The sequence below is a fragment of the Silvimonas amylolytica genome, assembly GCF_014645555.1.
In the GTDB taxonomy this organism is placed as follows: Bacteria; Pseudomonadota; Gammaproteobacteria; order Burkholderiales; family Chitinibacteraceae; genus Silvimonas; species Silvimonas amylolytica.
The window spans coordinates 895728-911040 of the sequence record NZ_BMLY01000001.1; the positions used below are offsets into that span (position 1 = coordinate 895728).

The window sequence follows — 15313 nt, forward strand, 5'->3', positions numbered from 1 at the left end:
ATCCGCCTGTTTATTGAGGTTTGTGCCACAAGGACCGCACGATGAATGCTGCCGCCTCTGACCTGCCGCACCAGAATACGGGTGAGGCCATCTTGCACATGACCGGGATCGAGAAACGGTTCCCTGGCGTGCATGCACTCAAACAAGTTGAGTTTCGCCTGTTTCCTGGCGAAATCCACACGCTTATGGGCCAGAACGGCGCCGGTAAATCCACGCTGATCAAAGTGCTCACCGGCGTGCACCCGGCTGATGCTGGCCAGATTGTTTTCGCGGGTAACGCCGTCAAGCTCGACTCGCCCGAAGCGGCCGAAGCCGCCGGTATCCGCACCGTTTACCAGGAAGTAAACCTCTGCCCCAACCTTTCGGTGGCAGAGAACATCTATATTGGCCGTTTTCCGCGCAAGGCCGGTCGGATCGACTGGCCCACAATGCATGAGAACGCCCGCACGTTGCTGGCCACGCTCTCGCTGGATCTGGATGTCACCCGCGCACTGGATGCCTACCCGATTGCAATCCAGCAAATGGTGGCCATTGCGCGTGCGCTCAGTGTCGACGCCAAAGTACTGATTCTGGATGAACCGACCTCCAGCCTGGATGAAGATGAAGTCCAGAAGCTGTTTACCCTGCTGCGACAATTGAAAGCGCGGGGCATGGCGATCCTGTTTGTGACGCACTTTCTGGAACAAACCTACGCCGTATCAGACCGCATTACCGTGCTGCGCAACGGCGAGCGCGAAGGCGAGTATCTGGCGCGTGATCTGCCACGGCTGACGCTGATCCACAAAATGGTAGGGCGAGAGATCGATCCTGATCAACTGGCCAAACCACAATGGGCCGACAGCAAACCTGGCGACACCTTCATCAACGCGCAAAGCATCAGCCGGCGCGGCAGCATGCAAGCACTGGATCTGGATATTCGCGCAGGCGAAGTACTGGGCCTGGGCGGCTTGCTGGGATCAGGGCGCACTGAAACCGCCCGGCTGCTGTTTGGCGTAGACAAATGTGAAAGCGGCGATCTGAACGTGGGCGGTCAAACCGCCAGGTTCTCTTCCCCGCGTGATGCCATCAAGGCGGGCATTGGTTATTGCCCGGAAGACCGCAAGTCTGAAGGGATCATTGCCGACCTCTCGGTGCGCGAGAACATCATCCTGGCACTGCAGGCTCGTCAGGGGTTGTTTCGTTATCTGCCACGCAAACGGCAAGAAGCCATTGCCAACGATTACATCCAGCATCTTGGGATCAAAACGCCGCATGCCGAACAACCGATCGGTCTGTTGTCTGGCGGCAACCAGCAAAAAGCCCTGCTGGCACGGTGGCTGGCCACTGACCCAAAAATGCTGATCCTGGATGAACCCACACGCGGCATCGATATGGCCGCCAAGCTGGAGATCATGGATCAGGTGCTGGCTTTGTGCCGCAAAGGTTTGGCGATCTTGTTCATTTCTTCCGAGATGAGCGAGGTGGTGCGGGTCAGCAACCGCATTGCGGTGCTGCGTGATCGTCACAAAGTGGGCGAGCTCCCTGCTGGTCAGACGAATGAACACGCAGTCTTTCACATGATTGCCGGAGGCGAACAATGAACACGGCCACGACTGAGGCCACCGGCTGGCACAAAGTGCTGGTACGGCACCCGCTGTTTTTGCCGGTGCTGACACTGATTGTGCTGTTGCTGGTGAACCGTGCGTTCAACGCGCATTTTTTTCATATTGAGAACAAGGATGGCCACCTGTTTGGCAGTCTGATCGACATCCTCAACCGCGCTTCGCCGCTGGCACTCGTGGCCCTGGGCATGACACCCGTGATTGCCACGCGCGGGGTAGATGTGTCAGTGGGTGCGATCGTCGCCATTAGTGCCGCTACGGCGGCGGTACTGATTGGCGGGCAGATGCATATCGTCAATGGTGTCGAGGTTTACGTCAGCAATGTGCCGTTGCCGGTCGCCATTGCCGGTGCGCTGGCTGTAGGTTTGCTGTGCGGCTTGTGGAATGGCGCACTGGTGGCCTACGTGGGCATGCAGCCCATCATTGCCACATTGATCCTGATGGTAGCCGGACGCGGCATTGCGCAATTGCTGACAGCCGGGCAGATCATTACCATCTACTACCAGCCCTATTTCTTCCTGGGAGCGGGTTTCCTGGGCGGATTGCCGTTTGCGCTGTATATCGTCGCGGCGGTGGGAGTGGTGTTGTGGTTCTTCACACAACGCACTGCACTGGGCCTGTTTGTGACCGCCATTGGCATCAACCCGACCGCATCTTACTTTGCCGGGATCAAGGCCCGCGCCATCATGCTGTGCGTGTATGGTTTCTCTGGCCTGATGGCGGGCGCTGCAGGGTTGATCATCAGCTCCAATGTGAAAAGCGCCGACGGCAACAACGCCGGCTTGCTGATGGAACTGGATGCCATTCTGGCGGTGACATTGGGTGGCACCTCCCTGGCGGGCGGGCGTTTTAGCCTCGTGGGCTCTTTGATTGGTGCGTTGATCATCCAGACGCTGACCTACACCACGTATTCCATCGGTGTCCCTCCAGAAGCCAATCTGGTGGTCAAGGCCGTGGTGGTGTTCATTGTCTGCGTGGTGCAGTCCGAACCCATGCGCAAGCTGATCATCCGTGATCCGATCCTGCAGGGAGCCAGCCGATGAACAAGCCCTCACTCTCAACCCGTCTGACTGACCCGCGAACCTTGCCGTTGTTGATCACACTGGGGCTTTTTTTGCTGATGTTTGGCTATGGCTCCGTCGCGTATCGCGGTTTTTTCTCTGCCCAGGTGTTCTGTAACCTGTTTATCGACAACGCCTTTTTGCTGATCGTGGCGATCGGAATGACCTTTGTGGTGATTTCTGGCGGCATTGATCTGTCCGTCGGCGGGTTGGTAGCGGTCACCACCATGATCTCGGCCACCCTGGTGCAGTCGCATCACTGGCCAATCTGGGTGGTGACGCCACTGGTCTTGCTGCTGGGCGCATTGTTCGGCGCTTTCCAGGGCGTGTTGATCCAGTATTTCCGGCTGCAGCCTTTTATTGTCACGCTGGGCGGTTTGTTCCTCACCCGTGGGCTATGCTTTCTGATCAACATTGAGTCCATCACCATTTCTGATCCGGCCTATACGGCGGTGTCGGAATTCCGGCTGCATCTGCCGTATGCGGATATATCGGCCAATGTGCTGATTGCGGCCGTGGTGTTTGTCGGTGCCTTGTGGCTAGCGCATTACAGCGAGTTCGGTCGCGTGGTGTATGCCATTGGCGGGAGCGAGCGTTCTGCCCTGCTGATGGGCCTGCCCGTGGCGCGCACCAAAGTGCTGGTCTACACGCTCTCTGGCTTTTGCGCAGCGTTAGGCGGCGTAACCTTCACCTTTTACATGCTTTCCGGCTACGGCCTGCATGCTCAAGGAATGGAGCTGGACGCCATTGCAGCGACGGTGATTGGGGGTACGTTGCTCACCGGTGGTGTGGGGTATGTGACGGGCACGCTGTTTGGTGTCTTGATCCTGGGCGTCATCCAGACCCTGATCACCTTCGACGGTACGCTCAGTTCCTGGTGGACGCGCATTGTGATTGGCGCGTTGCTGTGCGTGTTCTGCGTGCTGCAACGATTGCTGGATAGCCATGCCAGCAAACGCCGCACCGGGCGAGCGGCCGTGGGTAAGACAGTTGCCCCGGCAGTGGCCGCCGGGGATGCCACACCAGCAGAGATGGTGGCGCAGCAGCATTAGTCACCCTGCAGGGTGGATTCGCGTAGTAATCCACCAGAGCGACGGCGGATTGCCGCTATCGCTCCGAATCCACCCTACCTCATCAGTTGGTCAACAACTTCAGCGACAACACGGTCTCCGCCGTATACGCCGTGCCATCCATGAAATTGTCCCCCACGATCCGCTCCAGTGAGATTGATGGCATGACCATCGGGCGCGAACCATCTTTGTTGGGTGCCAGCGAGTAATCCACACCAAAGCGCGTCAGGTGGGACGAGCGCCGGTTCAATCCTGACGTCGTCACCAGATCTCTGCCGGTAAGGTAAGAGGCGTGAAACTTCAAGCGCCACAAATAACCGCCAGGGTAGTAGTCCGCCGTCATCCCGGCATAACCGCCCGTTGCAGTACCCGGGCTCTGCCCCGCCTCTACCCTTGCCAGATGATCCACGTACACGCCGCCCAACGGGTAAACAAACCAGGAGGGGCCGCCGGAGTCATAGGGTTTACCCACCACCAGCAAGTCCGGCAGGATCAGCCGCGTGTCAAACGCCAGCCCCTGTGAGAGCGTGTCGTTCTGGGCGTCTTCTTTCACGTTGACGTTGATGGAACTACCCAGCGCAAAGCCATCTTTTTTGGCATCAAACAAGGTACCTGCCGCACCCAGTTGCGCCCCGCGCGAGTTGTATGGGTTGTCACTGGCGGTGTTCATATTCATCCAGATGGCCGAATACCAGCGCCAGCCCCAGTCAGTGAGCGTATCGGGCAAAAACCGTTTACCCATGCGCCAGGTCAGGCCGGCCTGGACCAATGACGAGGAATTATCAGAACCATGGGTAATGGCCAGTACGGCCGGGTTGGTCGCATTGGGGCCGGGGCCGTCGCGTAATGCGAAGTCATTCCAGAAATGATGGGGTGGTACGGCCACCGCAGAGGCCTCGGCCGGCGCGGGTTTGGCCATCGCGACGCCCGAGGCCGTCGCAGCACCGCTGGCGTTTTGCTCAGTGGGTTTGGCTGTTGCGACCGTGCTGGCCGCGGTAGCTGCCGGTTGAGTGGCCTGGGCTGCATTGGCAAGATCAGCCGCATCTTCAGGCGCCGTTTCCGGGCGCCCGAACAACTCGTCATAGCAAGCAAGGCGGGCCTTGTTGTTGACGATGCTTTGGCAAGGGGCAGCAAAGGCCGGTGAAATGTTCACCGCAAAGAACGCGATGGCCGCAGAAAACAACAAAGTCCGCATGGGCGATACGGCTTGCGCCCGGGCCAGATGGCACGGACGGCGGGCGCCGAAGTATGGATACTGCCCGATTCTGGCAAAAAAAGCGGCCGCTGTTTGTCCGCGTCAGGACTACATTTTGTGGGAAAACACCTCAGGCCGACTCACGGATCACCAATCTGCCAGGAAAGCGCTGCTGGTAAAAGCGCCCGCCCAGTTCAGCCGGATCAAGCTGGATAAAGTGCATGGCGGCATGGCTGATGCGTTCAATATCCTGATGCACCGTGGTCAATTGCGGGTCCATGTATTCGCAGATATCCAGATTATCGTGACCGGCCAGCAGCATGTCTTTGCCCGGATGCCGGCCAAACTTGCGCAGCGCCTTGGCCGCGCCGAAAGCCATCCGGTCTGTGGTACACATGATGCCGCCAGCACCGGAATCCCGCAGACCGCCCTGCCCGCACCAGTTCAAAAGCTGCTCATAGGCAAACGCTTCAAACTGCCAGGTCGGTGTATCCACCGCAACGGGGATCACTTCCGGTGTTTCGCCCGCAGCTTTCATGGCGGCCACATAACCGGCCAGGCGCTCCGGGCGGGAAGGATTGGCAATGCGCGGCGTACCCAGATAGGCCGGGCGCACATTGCGGCTTAACAGGTAGTTCACCATCAGGCCGATGCTTTGCTGGTTGTCGTTCATGACGAAATGGCAGTTTTCGTCCATGAAACTATCCAGAAAGACGATGCGCATTTCTTTTTGCAAGCTGGCCAGCAAAGCGCGGTTATCGTCCGATTCAATCGGCGTGAGGATAATGCCGTGCACCTTCATGGCCCGCAGCGCCATCAGGGCTGCGGCTTCGCGGCGGGTGTCGTTATTGGAGGCTTGAATGACGATCTGCAAACCCAGTGCAGCGGCCTCACGCTCCATCAATTGCAGCACCTTGCCAAAGAAAGGTTCGGCAATAAATGGCAGCACCACGCCCACAAGGTTCGACCGCCCGGTCACAAGACTGACAGCGTGCAGGTCAGGCACATAGTTAAGTGCCCGGCAGGCACGCTCGATTTTCTCGCGGGTGTCGGGCTTGAGTGTTGCGCTGCCGTTGAAATATTTGCTCACCGTGGTGCGGGACAACCCCGCCGCTGCGGCGACGTCGTTCATGGTAACGACACCCGAAAAACCATCGGGTCTGGCAACGTTTTCATTCTCTGCCACGGCAAGCGTTCCTGAGCTGATTTATTGTCTGGATTCAATGTGTACGCGTGTAAAGCATAGTGTACACAATTTGCGCAAATGCAGCCGCAACGCCCTTCAGAACGACCGTTTGAATTGCCGCAATGCACCATAATGACGTAATAAAAACACCTTACTCCACTTGTCGGCGCACTATTGAGGCGGACTCGCATTCAAAATTTTACACGTGTACATTTATTGACAAAGGGATAGCCAACAAGCCATCACGAACAGATTCTCCGACCAGACCAGGAAGCGGGCATCATGTCAGCGCACAATTCAACCTCATTGGCGCCCGCCAGCAAGAACGGGGCTCAACATGCAGCGTGACGACGCCACCCGTTGCCTGCTGGTCTGGGCACATGGTACCGCCTGTATCGAGAAACTCGGCGGCATGCTGGGTCCTGTGCATTTCCGGCTGCCAGATAATCATGATTTCCAGCCGTTCTACGTCGCGCCCTGGGCCGACGACCCCGCCCTTCCCGGCTTGTTGCGCACGATGCGTGGTGAATGGCCGTGTGTGCCCTTTAGCCGAACCGAAACACCCCAGGAGATCGCACCTGGCTGGCGAGAACATGTCCCTGCCGATTCGGCTTATGCCGCGATACACGGCCCGGGCGCCAACCAGGCCTGGCAAGTACTTGATCGTGATGCACTGGGTATTACGCTGGGGATCGAATACCCGCGCGACTCGGCGATTGCCTTGTTGCGCCGGGAAATCCGCGCTGACCCGAACGCACCGGCACTCGACATCAGCCTGACCATCTATCCGCGGCGCGATACGGTCATGCCGGTCGCCTTGCATCCCACGTTTCGCCTGCCCAAGGCAGAAGGCAGCTTGCTACTGAAACCCGGCGCATTCAAAACCGTGCTGACGTTTCCAACCGCTTTCGAGCCTTCGTCGCGCCTTGCGCATGGTGCGACAGCGCCTGATCTCTCAGTGTTACCTGGCAAAGACGGGCACACGATAGACCTGTCGTTACTGCCCCTTGCCACACCATGCGAAGAACTGGTGCAGCTCTTCAACACCGAGGGGCACTTTGAACTCGTGTATCGCAAAGAACAGGCACGCGTATTACTGAACTGGGATGCTGCAGCACTCCCGGATGTCGTCCTCTGGATCAGCAATGGCGGGCGCCCGCACGCCCCCTGGCTGGGTCGCAACTTCGCGTTGGGGGTCGAACCCGTGAACGGCGTCTTTGAACTTGGCGGTGTGTTACAACCGCCAGAGAACCATCCGCTAGCGAAGCGCGGGCTTGCGCTACAAGCAGGCGTAACCCGCACGATTCACTACCGGATTTCTGTAGAAAATATTGCTGCCGATGATTGCTAAGCAGTCAATATTGTGGGGCTTGCGCCACCACTAACGCACTTGCCTGTAGACGAAGCTCCCGAAGTAACGCAATCTATCTGGCATCAACCGCTTTTGCTGCGCTGCAATGCCTCAGATCCGCGTCAATAAAATCGCCATCGAATACGAAACCTTCGGCCAACCTGATCGCCCTGCCGTCTTGCTGATCATGGGTCTGGGCATGCAATTGCTCGGCTGGCCTGAAGATTTCTGCCAGGTTCTCGCGAACCAGGGTTACTACGTGATCCGCTTTGATAACCGTGACATCGGTCTGTCATCGCACATGGATTGCTGCGGCAAGCCCAATCTGATGTGGGCCGCCATGAAGCACAAGCTCGGTTTGCCCCTCAAGCCACCCTACACGCTGGCCGACATGGCCGACGATGCGATTGGTTTGATGGATGTGCTGGGTCTGCAAAGCGCACACGTGGTGGGCGCATCCATGGGTGGGATGATCGCCCAGATTGTGGCGTCCAAAGCGCCTGCGCGCGTGATCAGTCTAACCAGCATCATGAGCAGTTCCGGCGCACCCGGCCTGCCCGGCCCCAATGCCGCCGCGCAAGCTGCGTTGCTCAAGCGCGCACCGCCCTCCCTGTATCGCCCGCAACACCGCGAAGCACTGATCGACTTCCTGCACCAGAATTGGCAAGTGCTGCACAGCCCGGGCTTTCCAACGCCAGAGGTCGTGCAACGTGAACGGATCCGCCGTAGTCTGGACCGCGCCATCTACCCGCAAGGGGTTGTTCGCCAGCTCATGGCCGTGGTTGCCGGCCCGGATCGCAGTGCTCTGCTGGGCAAACTCAAAGTGCCGTCATTGATCATTCATGGCTGTGACGATCCGCTGATCCCGCTGGCCTGCGGTCAAGATACGGCCAGCAAGATTCCTGGGGCACGGTTTGAAGAAGTTCCTGGCATGGCGCATGATCTGGCGCCGGGCGTTTGCGCCCTGCTACTTGATCGCTTGCCACCCCATTTCGAGGCCGCAGCCGCCCTGCGCGATATGCAGGAAAGTGCGCTGAGCGACGCAGCAGCCAACGCCTGAAGCCTTGCCTTCCGGGCATTTCTGACAGCTCAGGGACAGCCTGGAGAGACACTCTCGTCAGCCCCATCGGGGTTCATGCTTTTCCGGCGCAAAAACTACCGTATGTCGGAATGCCTCCAGCATCCATGCGGGCCAGGCGCGAGTCTCTCTATCGACCCATGCCAGGCCCCTCGTTCCCTGGCTATAAATCAAATCAGAAAGAAAACAGTCTGGCCATCAATGCGCCGGGCTGCATAAAAAAACGCCTGTACCGGCAAGCCGGCCAGGCGTTGGGAATATGGAGTTGTTCCTTGCCCGCCACCGAGCTGCTACAGGCTGCCGGTGAGACGGGCCTTCGGCATCTGCCGTACCATCCTGCGGGCGCTATCCGCGCCTGAACATGGCTTTTGGCAAGATCGGGAGACAAACATGACGCTTACACGCTGGTCCAGAACCTGGAGAAAGGACGAAGGGTACGAACTGCGCGAACGCATCCATGAAGATGAAACGGGTATCGGCCGTTTTGCAGGCTTGTATCTGTTTCAGAATGGCGAGGAAATTGGTGGTCCTTACCCCAGTATGCGCAAGGCAGAAGATGTGCTGTTGCACATGACCGCACGTGGCGCGGATCTGCAATTGCAACTGGCACGCTGACAGCGGCCAGTTTGCGTCGCGGTGGGACACACAATGCAAGGCGGACCCGATGGTCCGCCTTTTACATGGCTCAGATGCCAACGCACCAATCAGCGAGGCAATCAGGCGGTACGGCCGGCCCCCTGGCGCGGCGGTGGCAAGCGGCCGGATTCAATGATGAAACGTGCGACGCGCAAGGCTTCAGCATTGGCGGCGGCTTCAGAGAAATATTGCGAAGGCCGCGACACCCGTTGCCAAGGAAATACCAGTTGCGGGTCTACGCCTTCTGTCGCCAGGCCAATCGTCAGCGTGGGGTACCACTCCAGCGTTTCAAGATCCAGCTCAGCGCTGGTTTCAATCAGATATCCACGGTGCTGTTGCATGATGCGTGCCTCCTTGCACAAACCACATAACCCCCAGCTCATCGCACTTATTGCGCGCCCGGTTGTCGCAGTGGGCAAAGCTGGGTCCGTACTCAGCTTGACCCTACGCTACTTTATTGCTGCAATGCAACATATCGAGTCCGCAATCATGTGTCTGTAGGGGTTTGCACGTAAACATTTGTTTGAAATACGAGATTCAAATCGCAGTAACGGCGCGGCCTGGCGCGCGATCTGCTGATTGGCTGACCGCATGTCGTCTGGTTTGTGCTGTACTGCACCGACAAGGAGACCTACGCATGTCCTGGCAAGGTGGCAGTGAGCTTTTTGAAGACCTGATCGTTGCAGCGCAAAAAGCCGTGACGGATAAAGATCTGCGACGCGACTTTTACCTGGAAATGATCGAGTCCTTTGAGCGGGAAGGCTGGGATCAGCCTGAATACTGCCGGGGACTGGACACCGCGTATGACGAGGCACTGGAGATCCTGCACCCGGAACTCGAAGAAGACGAAGAACTGGACGACGATGACATAGAAGACAGCGACTGGTCCTGACCTGTCGCGTTTTGCGTTGTTGTGTAACCCGTTACCGCAACGGGTTGGCACGTTGCACCCCTCATCATGACAAGGAGCTTTATCCATGAGTACTGTCCGTCACGTTGCCGTACTGGTTGGCAGCTTGCGCAAGGCCTCGCTGAACCGTAAAACCGCACTGGCACTGGCCGAACTGGCGCCCCCATCACTGAAGCTCCAGATTGTCGAGATTGGGGACCTGCCGCTGTACAACGAAGATATTGATGTCGACCCACCGGCAGCCTATGTGCGCTTTCGCCGCGAGATGAAAGCCGCCGATGCCGTGCTGTTTGTAACGCCGGAGTACAACCGTTCTGTGCCGGCCGCCCTGAAAAATGCGATTGACGTGGGCTCGCGCCCGCGTGGAGAGGCGGTCTGGAGTGGCAAGCCCGGTGCGGTGGTCAGTGTCTCGCCTGGGGCAGTCGGTGGCTTTGGTGCCAACCACCACCTGCGCCAGTCCCTGGTCTTCCTCGACGTGCCCTGCATGCAGCAACCGGAAGCTTATGTGGGCAATGCAGGCGATATGTTCGATGCCGAGGGCAAACTCACTAGCGAGCGCAGCCGTGAATTTCTGCAAAAATTCATTGATGGTTATGCCGCATGGGTAGAAAAACAGCTGGGCTAAGCCAGCATGCCGCGCTGACAAAGAAAAAGGCGAACCTTGCAGTTCGCCTTTTTTGTTGGCCACGTCGTGGCCGGGACGGCCAATACCCTTAAACGCGCACGTTCACGGATGAATTGCTGCCAGCAGGTGCCGCAGCGGTCGTCGGTGCAGCGCTGGCAGCAGGCGCAGTTTCAGTGCGCTGCGGCTGTGTAGCGGCCGGGTGGCTGCTTGCCGCGGGCCGCGCGGTGGGCGGCAAAGATGAACCAACAGTCATAGACATACAGACTCTCCAGGTTAAAAACGCGCCAGGGGCGCAAAATGGCAGCCGGCAAACAGATACAACACACTGGCCACCAGTTTTAATTGCCCGCCAGCAAGGTATCGACCACGGGTGCCAGCTTGGCGCCTGTGTTCTTCCATTTGTCGAACCCGAAGTTCCCCGCCTCGTAAGTGGCACTCCCCAACAACTGGCCATTGCGGCGCAAGGTCAGCGAGGCGCTGGCCAGGTAGGAGGAATCTTCATCACGACCATAGCGGCGTTCCCATTTGCGGCTAGCGGTGTAGGTCAGTTCTGCACAACCGGTGGGGGCAGTGCCCGGCGAATACACGCGGCTGTCCACGCCGTAGCGCTTGAGCAGCAATTGCAGGGACGGTACGAAATCCGGCACCGCGACCACTTCATTCCAGTCGATGCAGACTTCTTTCAGGGAGAGATACGGCCGGACATACTCAAACGGCGCACCGCTGTTGCCACCGGAAGCAGCCGATGTCACCGTCGCGATGCCATCGGCTGCCGCAGTAACAATCTCACCGACCGGAATCGTCGGCACCACAATGCAGCCGCTCAACATCAACAAAACACTCAGTGCACAGCACAGTCGCAGCATGGCGAAACGAATCCACAGGCACCGCATCAGTCGAAACCCAGTACGCTCATGAAGGTGCGCTGCAACCAGCCCACCGTATTGGCGTCAGCCACAACACCGCGTCCAACTTGTTCCAGCTGCACGTCTGCCACTTTCTGGGAGGACACCACGTTGCCTGCCTTGATGTCGCGCTTTTTCACCAGGCCGGAGAACCGCAGCTGGTTCAAGTCGCCGTTGACAGCAATGCGTTTGCTCCCCGCGATTTCCAGCAGTCCATTGGGGAGTACGTCAATCACGGACACCGACAAGGTACCCGTCATGGAGTTGGCGTTATCGGTCTGACCAGAGCCCTTGAAGGTATCCGAGCCGGTCGAGGTGACATTCAGGTCAAACAGTTCTTTGATCACACCGCCCATGGATGACGTCGATCCAGGTCCTTTGAAGGCCACCTCACCGTTCTTGCTGGCATTGGTGGTGGACTTGTTGCTGCCGGTCAGGCTTTCCTGGATCTGGATGGTGAGCGTATCGCCCACGCGGCTGGCAACGGCCTCTTCAAACAACATCTGGGCGGTCGCGTTCTGGAAGATGGAACCCTGGTTATCCATGCTCATCAGGGTGGGCTGTGGCAAGGCGCGGGTAGGACGGGTCACGATGGATGCAGGCTCACTAGCGCATCCGGCCAGGGCCAGCAGGCCCAGTATGCATGCGGCCTGGCAGATGCGGTGTCTGACATCGCTGAAGTCCTGGTTTGCCACGGTCTGCCTCGCTCCACAATCCGGGCCGACGGCCCATTACGCTTTGCCCGAAGTGTGCAAAGCAATTGCGCAGCAAATGTGCAAACAATGTGAAAGTCGCGCCCGGACAGCGCAAATGGCAATCAGACCAGACAGCTCTGGCCGGCCGGTGCCAGCGCGCCAGCACGGCGTGGTGCAGCCTCGAAACGGTAACCTGCACCGTAGGCAGACTGGATGAACTCCTGGCCGGGCGCGACTGCGGCCAGTTTCTGGCGAATTTTGCGGATATGGCTATCAACCGTGCGTTCGGTCACTACACGGCCGTCGGCATACATGCCATCAATCAACTGTGCACGAGAAAACAAGCGCCCTGGTCGCACCGCCATCAACCGCAGCAACTGGTATTCGACCACGGTCAGCTGCACATCACGCCCCCCAATCTGCGCACGACCGGAGTCATCGTCCAGTGTCAGCGTATCGCGCACTGCCGGCGCGGGCTGACCGCGACGCAACACGGTGCGCACGCGCGCTGCGACTTCACGCAGGCTGAACGGCTTGCAGACGTAATCGTCCGCGCCCAGCTCCAGCCCCAGCACCCGGTCCATTTCGGTATCGCGGCCGGTCAGCATGATGATCGGCAAGCCGGAAGCCTGCCGCACGCGACGACAGATCTCCATACCCGGGATATCAGGCAGGCCCAGATCAAGTAGCACCAGCGCGGCCTCGTTATGCGCCAGCCAGGCCAATGCATCGCCACCGGTTTGCTGCCAGACCGGCTCAAAACCATCATTACGCAGATAGTCGAACAGCAGACTGGCCACCGGGGCTTCGTCTTCAACCAGCAACACCACTGGCTTCATGGATCATTTCCTCTTGAGCAGCTTCAATACGCAAAACCCAACACAAACCACCCAACTGACTGTGCCGCGCATGCAGCGTTGCACTGTGGGCTTCAGCAATGGCGCGGGCAATGGCCAAACCAAGCCCGCTGGCATGCGGATGACGGACACCATGACCCGGCACACGATAAAAACGTTCGGTCAGACGCGGCAGATGCTGCCCTGAAACACCGGGCGAGCTATCTTCCCAGGTCACCTGCACGGTGCCATCAAACGTGCCCTCTATCCGGATCACGATCTGGCCAGGCGAATCGGTATAGCGCAGGCTGTTTTGCAACAAATTGGTGAAGAGTTGCTCAAGCCGCAGCAAGTCGCCTGCCACGCTCGGCGCTGGTTGGCGTGAGAGCGTGACCGTCAACCCGGCCCGCTGCAATGCCAGCCGATGTCGTTGCAGCAACTGTTCGATCAGATGACCGACATCAATGATCTGCGCCGACATACCTTCAGCAGGCTGAGTGTGCCCCAGCAGACGATCCAGATCCTGCAGCAAGCGGGACAAGCGCTGCACCTCCCCTGCCATGGCATCCAGAGTCTGGGCATCGGGCTGACGCAGGCCGATTTGCATGGCTTCAATCTCGCCGGCCAGGACTGTCAGCGGTGAACGCAGCTCATGGGCCAGATCAGCCAGCGGGCCTGCATCGGCAGCCGTAGCCAGATTTGGCGGCGTGACCTCATCCGCGCGCTGGCGCCGTGCCTGGAGAAAAAACATGGCCAGCACCAGTTCAGCCAGCACGATCAGTTCGACCGCCAATCGCACGCCGTACCTGTCGGCCAGCGCCCACAGCACGATCAACAACGCCATGTTGAATGGGGCCAGCGCGACCAGCCGGAACGAGCGCCCCAACCCTGATCTCAAGCCTGATCTGTTTTGTGCATGCATATTGTTTGAATTTTTGCCAAGGACATGTGCGCGGGCGGCTGCCCGGGCGGGGCGCATTATGCAATGTGTGTTGAAGCTGACAATCGCGTAAATGTAGCGCCGAATGTCGTGTGCGTCTTTGACACAAAGAGGTACAAATTTAGCGCCGCCCGGTTACAAAACAGAGGCTGGCGTGTCAACACTGATGCTTTTTACATGTTTGCACATGTCATCTTTTCTTGCATCAATCATGCAAAACAGGAAAAACCAGGCAAAAACAGCGGCAAAATCCGTTTGAAACAGGCAAAAAATCTTGCACATTCATTCACGTTAATGCACGATCAGTGGAATCTGGTTGTGTTTGTAATCACCAATGGAAGTTTGCCATGAGCGTCGATTTACGCCGTGAACGTTTTAAGTCAGGCACCGCATTACCGATAGACCGACACCAGATTATTCGCGAACGCTTACAACGTGATGGTCGCGTTCTGGCCGCAGAACTGGCTACGGAATTCGCGGTTTCTGAAGACTCGATCCGCCGTGACCTGCGTGAAATGGCCGCCGCGGGCGAGTGCCAGCGGGTCTACGGTGGTGCCATCGCCATGTCCGCCACCGGCAAACCCATTGCCGAGCGCAATGTTGAAAATCTGGCCCGCAAAGAACGCCTGGCACGTACCGCAGTACGCCTGGTACAAGGTGGTCAGTTTGTATTTCTGGACGCCGGGAGCACCAACCTGGCCATCGCCCGCCTGCTGCCAGAGGACATTGGCGTGACCGTTGCCACCAACTCCCCCGCCATTGCTGCGGCGCTGGTGGGGAGAGAAGACCTGCGGGTGATCATGATTGGCGGGACGCTGGATCACCAGACCGGCGGCACGCTGGGCGGCAGCGCCCTGCTGGACGTGCAACAAATGCGGCCAGATCTGTGTTTTCTGGGCATTTGCGCGATCAGCGCAGAATCTGGCCTGGGGGGTGGACACATGGAAGATGTCGCCTTCAAACGGCAATTGGTGGCCAGCAGCGGCGCCATTGTCGCGGTTGCGACGAATGAGAAGCTTGGCACAGGCGCGCCGTTTGGCATTGCGCCGCTCTCTGAAGTCACACATCTCGTGATCGAGTACGACGCTGACATGCAGATTCTGCAACGCCTGGCTGAATCAGGAACAAGTTTGGCTGATGCAGGAATCAATGTGCTTCGTGCCGAATAAGAATATGTCAAATGCAAGAGAATCCATCGCTTGCACCAACAAAAGCGGCGTTGCA

Annotated in this window: 17 protein-coding genes; 9 read left to right on the top strand and 8 right to left on the bottom strand. The window is 58.4% G+C overall.

Features of this window, described 5'->3' with window-relative positions; genetic code table 11:
• Nucleotides 1-41 precede the first annotated feature (41 nt).
• The 3 genes from IEX44_RS03960 to yjfF are packed head-to-tail and all read left to right on the top strand — an operon-like array spanning nucleotide 42 to nucleotide 3714.
• Complete coding sequence (locus IEX44_RS03960) at nucleotides 42-1580, top strand: sugar ABC transporter ATP-binding protein (protein ID WP_229678731.1); 1539 nt, start codon at nucleotides 42-44, stop codon at nucleotides 1578-1580.
• Entirely contained in the window at nucleotides 1577-2644 is a 1068-nt protein-coding gene (locus IEX44_RS03965) for an ABC transporter permease (protein WP_188689123.1), read from the top strand. The genes IEX44_RS03960 and IEX44_RS03965 overlap by 4 nt, the downstream gene beginning before the upstream one ends.
• Nucleotides 2641-3714 (top strand): galactofuranose ABC transporter, permease protein YjfF, encoded by a 1074-nt coding sequence (gene yjfF / locus IEX44_RS03970; RefSeq protein WP_188689126.1) that lies wholly within the window; start codon nucleotides 2641-2643, stop codon nucleotides 3712-3714. The genes IEX44_RS03965 and yjfF overlap by 4 nt, the downstream gene beginning before the upstream one ends.
• 82 nt (nucleotides 3715-3796) lie before the next feature.
• Here the strand turns inward: yjfF and IEX44_RS03975 are convergent, their stop codons facing one another.
• On the bottom strand, nucleotides 3797-4927 hold the full coding sequence (locus tag IEX44_RS03975) for a hypothetical protein (protein ID WP_188689128.1): 1131 nt from the start codon (nucleotides 4925-4927) through the stop codon (nucleotides 3797-3799).
• Nucleotides 4928-5057: 130 nt separating this feature from the next.
• A complete protein-coding gene (locus tag IEX44_RS03980) occupies nucleotides 5058-6113 on the bottom strand; it encodes a LacI family DNA-binding transcriptional regulator (RefSeq protein ID WP_188689132.1) in 1056 nt (351 codons plus the stop codon).
• Nucleotides 6114-6450: 337 nt separating this feature from the next.
• Here IEX44_RS03980 and IEX44_RS03985 point away from each other — a divergent pair, with 337 nt between their 5' ends.
• From IEX44_RS03985 to IEX44_RS03995, 3 genes are all read left to right on the top strand, one after another.
• A complete protein-coding gene (locus IEX44_RS03985) occupies nucleotides 6451-7464 on the top strand; it encodes an aldose epimerase family protein (RefSeq protein ID WP_188689135.1) in 1014 nt (337 codons plus the stop codon).
• Nucleotides 7465-7570: 106 nt separating this feature from the next.
• Nucleotides 7571-8524, top strand: coding sequence for an alpha/beta fold hydrolase (locus IEX44_RS03990; protein WP_188689138.1), 954 nt, complete (start codon nucleotides 7571-7573; stop codon nucleotides 8522-8524).
• 408 nt (nucleotides 8525-8932) lie between these two features.
• Complete coding sequence (locus tag IEX44_RS03995; RefSeq protein ID WP_188689141.1) at nucleotides 8933-9157, top strand: hypothetical protein; 225 nt, start codon at nucleotides 8933-8935, stop codon at nucleotides 9155-9157.
• 101 nt (nucleotides 9158-9258) lie between these two features.
• Here IEX44_RS03995 and IEX44_RS04000 read toward each other — a convergent pair whose 3' ends face one another.
• Nucleotides 9259-9519: a hypothetical protein gene (locus IEX44_RS04000; protein WP_188689144.1), complete on the bottom strand. Its 261-nt coding sequence runs from the start codon at nucleotides 9517-9519 to the stop codon at nucleotides 9259-9261.
• A 296-nt stretch (nucleotides 9520-9815) separates the two neighbouring features.
• On the opposite strand from IEX44_RS04000, the gene IEX44_RS04005 reads away from it, so the two are divergent.
• Together IEX44_RS04005 and IEX44_RS04010 are read left to right on the top strand one after the other, a co-directional pair.
• The gene (locus IEX44_RS04005) at nucleotides 9816-10070 is read left to right on the top strand and encodes a hypothetical protein (protein ID WP_188689147.1); all 255 of its coding nucleotides are present in this window, start codon (nucleotides 9816-9818) and stop codon (nucleotides 10068-10070) included.
• An 85-nt stretch (nucleotides 10071-10155) separates the two neighbouring features.
• Nucleotides 10156-10713, top strand: coding sequence for an NADPH-dependent FMN reductase (locus tag IEX44_RS04010; RefSeq protein ID WP_188689150.1), 558 nt, complete (start codon nucleotides 10156-10158; stop codon nucleotides 10711-10713).
• 88 nt (nucleotides 10714-10801) lie between these two features.
• Here IEX44_RS04010 and IEX44_RS04015 read toward each other — a convergent pair whose 3' ends face one another.
• The 5 genes from IEX44_RS04015 to IEX44_RS04035 all read right to left on the bottom strand — a co-directional run bounded on the left by IEX44_RS04015 (nucleotide 10802) and on the right by IEX44_RS04035 (nucleotide 14035).
• Nucleotides 10802-10972 (bottom strand): hypothetical protein, encoded by a 171-nt coding sequence (locus IEX44_RS04015; RefSeq protein ID WP_188689154.1) that lies wholly within the window; start codon nucleotides 10970-10972, stop codon nucleotides 10802-10804.
• Nucleotides 10973-11051: 79 nt separating this feature from the next.
• The gene (locus IEX44_RS04020; protein ID WP_188689158.1) at nucleotides 11052-11579 is read right to left on the bottom strand and encodes a cell division protein FtsI; all 528 of its coding nucleotides are present in this window, start codon (nucleotides 11577-11579) and stop codon (nucleotides 11052-11054) included.
• A gap of 26 nt (nucleotides 11580-11605) precedes the next feature.
• Complete coding sequence (locus tag IEX44_RS04025; protein WP_229678732.1) at nucleotides 11606-12208, bottom strand: flagellar basal body L-ring protein FlgH; 603 nt, start codon at nucleotides 12206-12208, stop codon at nucleotides 11606-11608.
• A 227-nt stretch (nucleotides 12209-12435) separates the two neighbouring features.
• Nucleotides 12436-13152 carry a response regulator gene (locus IEX44_RS04030; protein WP_188689161.1) on the bottom strand — a complete coding sequence of 239 codons (717 nt, stop codon included), beginning with the start codon at nucleotides 13150-13152 and terminating at the stop codon, nucleotides 12436-12438.
• Complete coding sequence (locus tag IEX44_RS04035; RefSeq protein WP_188689163.1) at nucleotides 13127-14035, bottom strand: ATP-binding protein; 909 nt, start codon at nucleotides 14033-14035, stop codon at nucleotides 13127-13129. The genes IEX44_RS04030 and IEX44_RS04035 overlap by 26 nt, the downstream gene beginning before the upstream one ends.
• A 401-nt stretch (nucleotides 14036-14436) precedes the next feature.
• Between IEX44_RS04035 and IEX44_RS04040 the strand changes: the two genes are divergently transcribed.
• Entirely contained in the window at nucleotides 14437-15258 is an 822-nt protein-coding gene (locus IEX44_RS04040) for a DeoR/GlpR family DNA-binding transcription regulator (protein ID WP_188689165.1), read from the top strand.
• Nucleotides 15259-15313: the final 55 nt, after the last annotated feature.

Bases quoted from the DNA above. Each gene is read 5' to 3' on its own strand.
- IEX44_RS03960 (WP_229678731.1), top strand. From the start codon at position 42: ATGAATGCTGCCGCCTCTGACCTGCCGCACCAGAATACGGGTGAGGCC.
- IEX44_RS03965 (WP_188689123.1), top strand. From the start codon at position 1,577: ATGAACACGGCCACGACTGAGGCCACCGGCTGGCACAAAGTGCTGGTA.
- yjfF (WP_188689126.1), top strand. From the start codon at position 2,641: ATGAACAAGCCCTCACTCTCAACCCGTCTGACTGACCCGCGAACCTTG.
- IEX44_RS03975 (WP_188689128.1), bottom strand. From the start codon at position 4,927: ATGCGGACTTTGTTGTTTTCTGCGGCCATCGCGTTCTTTGCGGTGAAC.
- IEX44_RS03985 (WP_188689135.1), top strand. From the start codon at position 6,451: ATGCAGCGTGACGACGCCACCCGTTGCCTGCTGGTCTGGGCACATGGT.
- IEX44_RS03990 (WP_188689138.1), top strand. From the start codon at position 7,571: ATGCCTCAGATCCGCGTCAATAAAATCGCCATCGAATACGAAACCTTC.
- IEX44_RS03995 (WP_188689141.1), top strand. From the start codon at position 8,933: ATGACGCTTACACGCTGGTCCAGAACCTGGAGAAAGGACGAAGGGTAC.
- IEX44_RS04000 (WP_188689144.1), bottom strand. From the start codon at position 9,519: ATGCAACAGCACCGTGGATATCTGATTGAAACCAGCGCTGAGCTGGAT.
- IEX44_RS04005 (WP_188689147.1), top strand. From the start codon at position 9,816: ATGTCCTGGCAAGGTGGCAGTGAGCTTTTTGAAGACCTGATCGTTGCA.
- IEX44_RS04010 (WP_188689150.1), top strand. From the start codon at position 10,156: ATGAGTACTGTCCGTCACGTTGCCGTACTGGTTGGCAGCTTGCGCAAG.
- IEX44_RS04015 (WP_188689154.1), bottom strand. From the start codon at position 10,972: ATGTCTATGACTGTTGGTTCATCTTTGCCGCCCACCGCGCGGCCCGCG.
- IEX44_RS04020 (WP_188689158.1), bottom strand. From the start codon at position 11,579: ATGCTGCGACTGTGCTGTGCACTGAGTGTTTTGTTGATGTTGAGCGGC.
- IEX44_RS04030 (WP_188689161.1), bottom strand. From the start codon at position 13,152: ATGAAGCCAGTGGTGTTGCTGGTTGAAGACGAAGCCCCGGTGGCCAGT.
- IEX44_RS04040 (WP_188689165.1), top strand. From the start codon at position 14,437: ATGAGCGTCGATTTACGCCGTGAACGTTTTAAGTCAGGCACCGCATTA.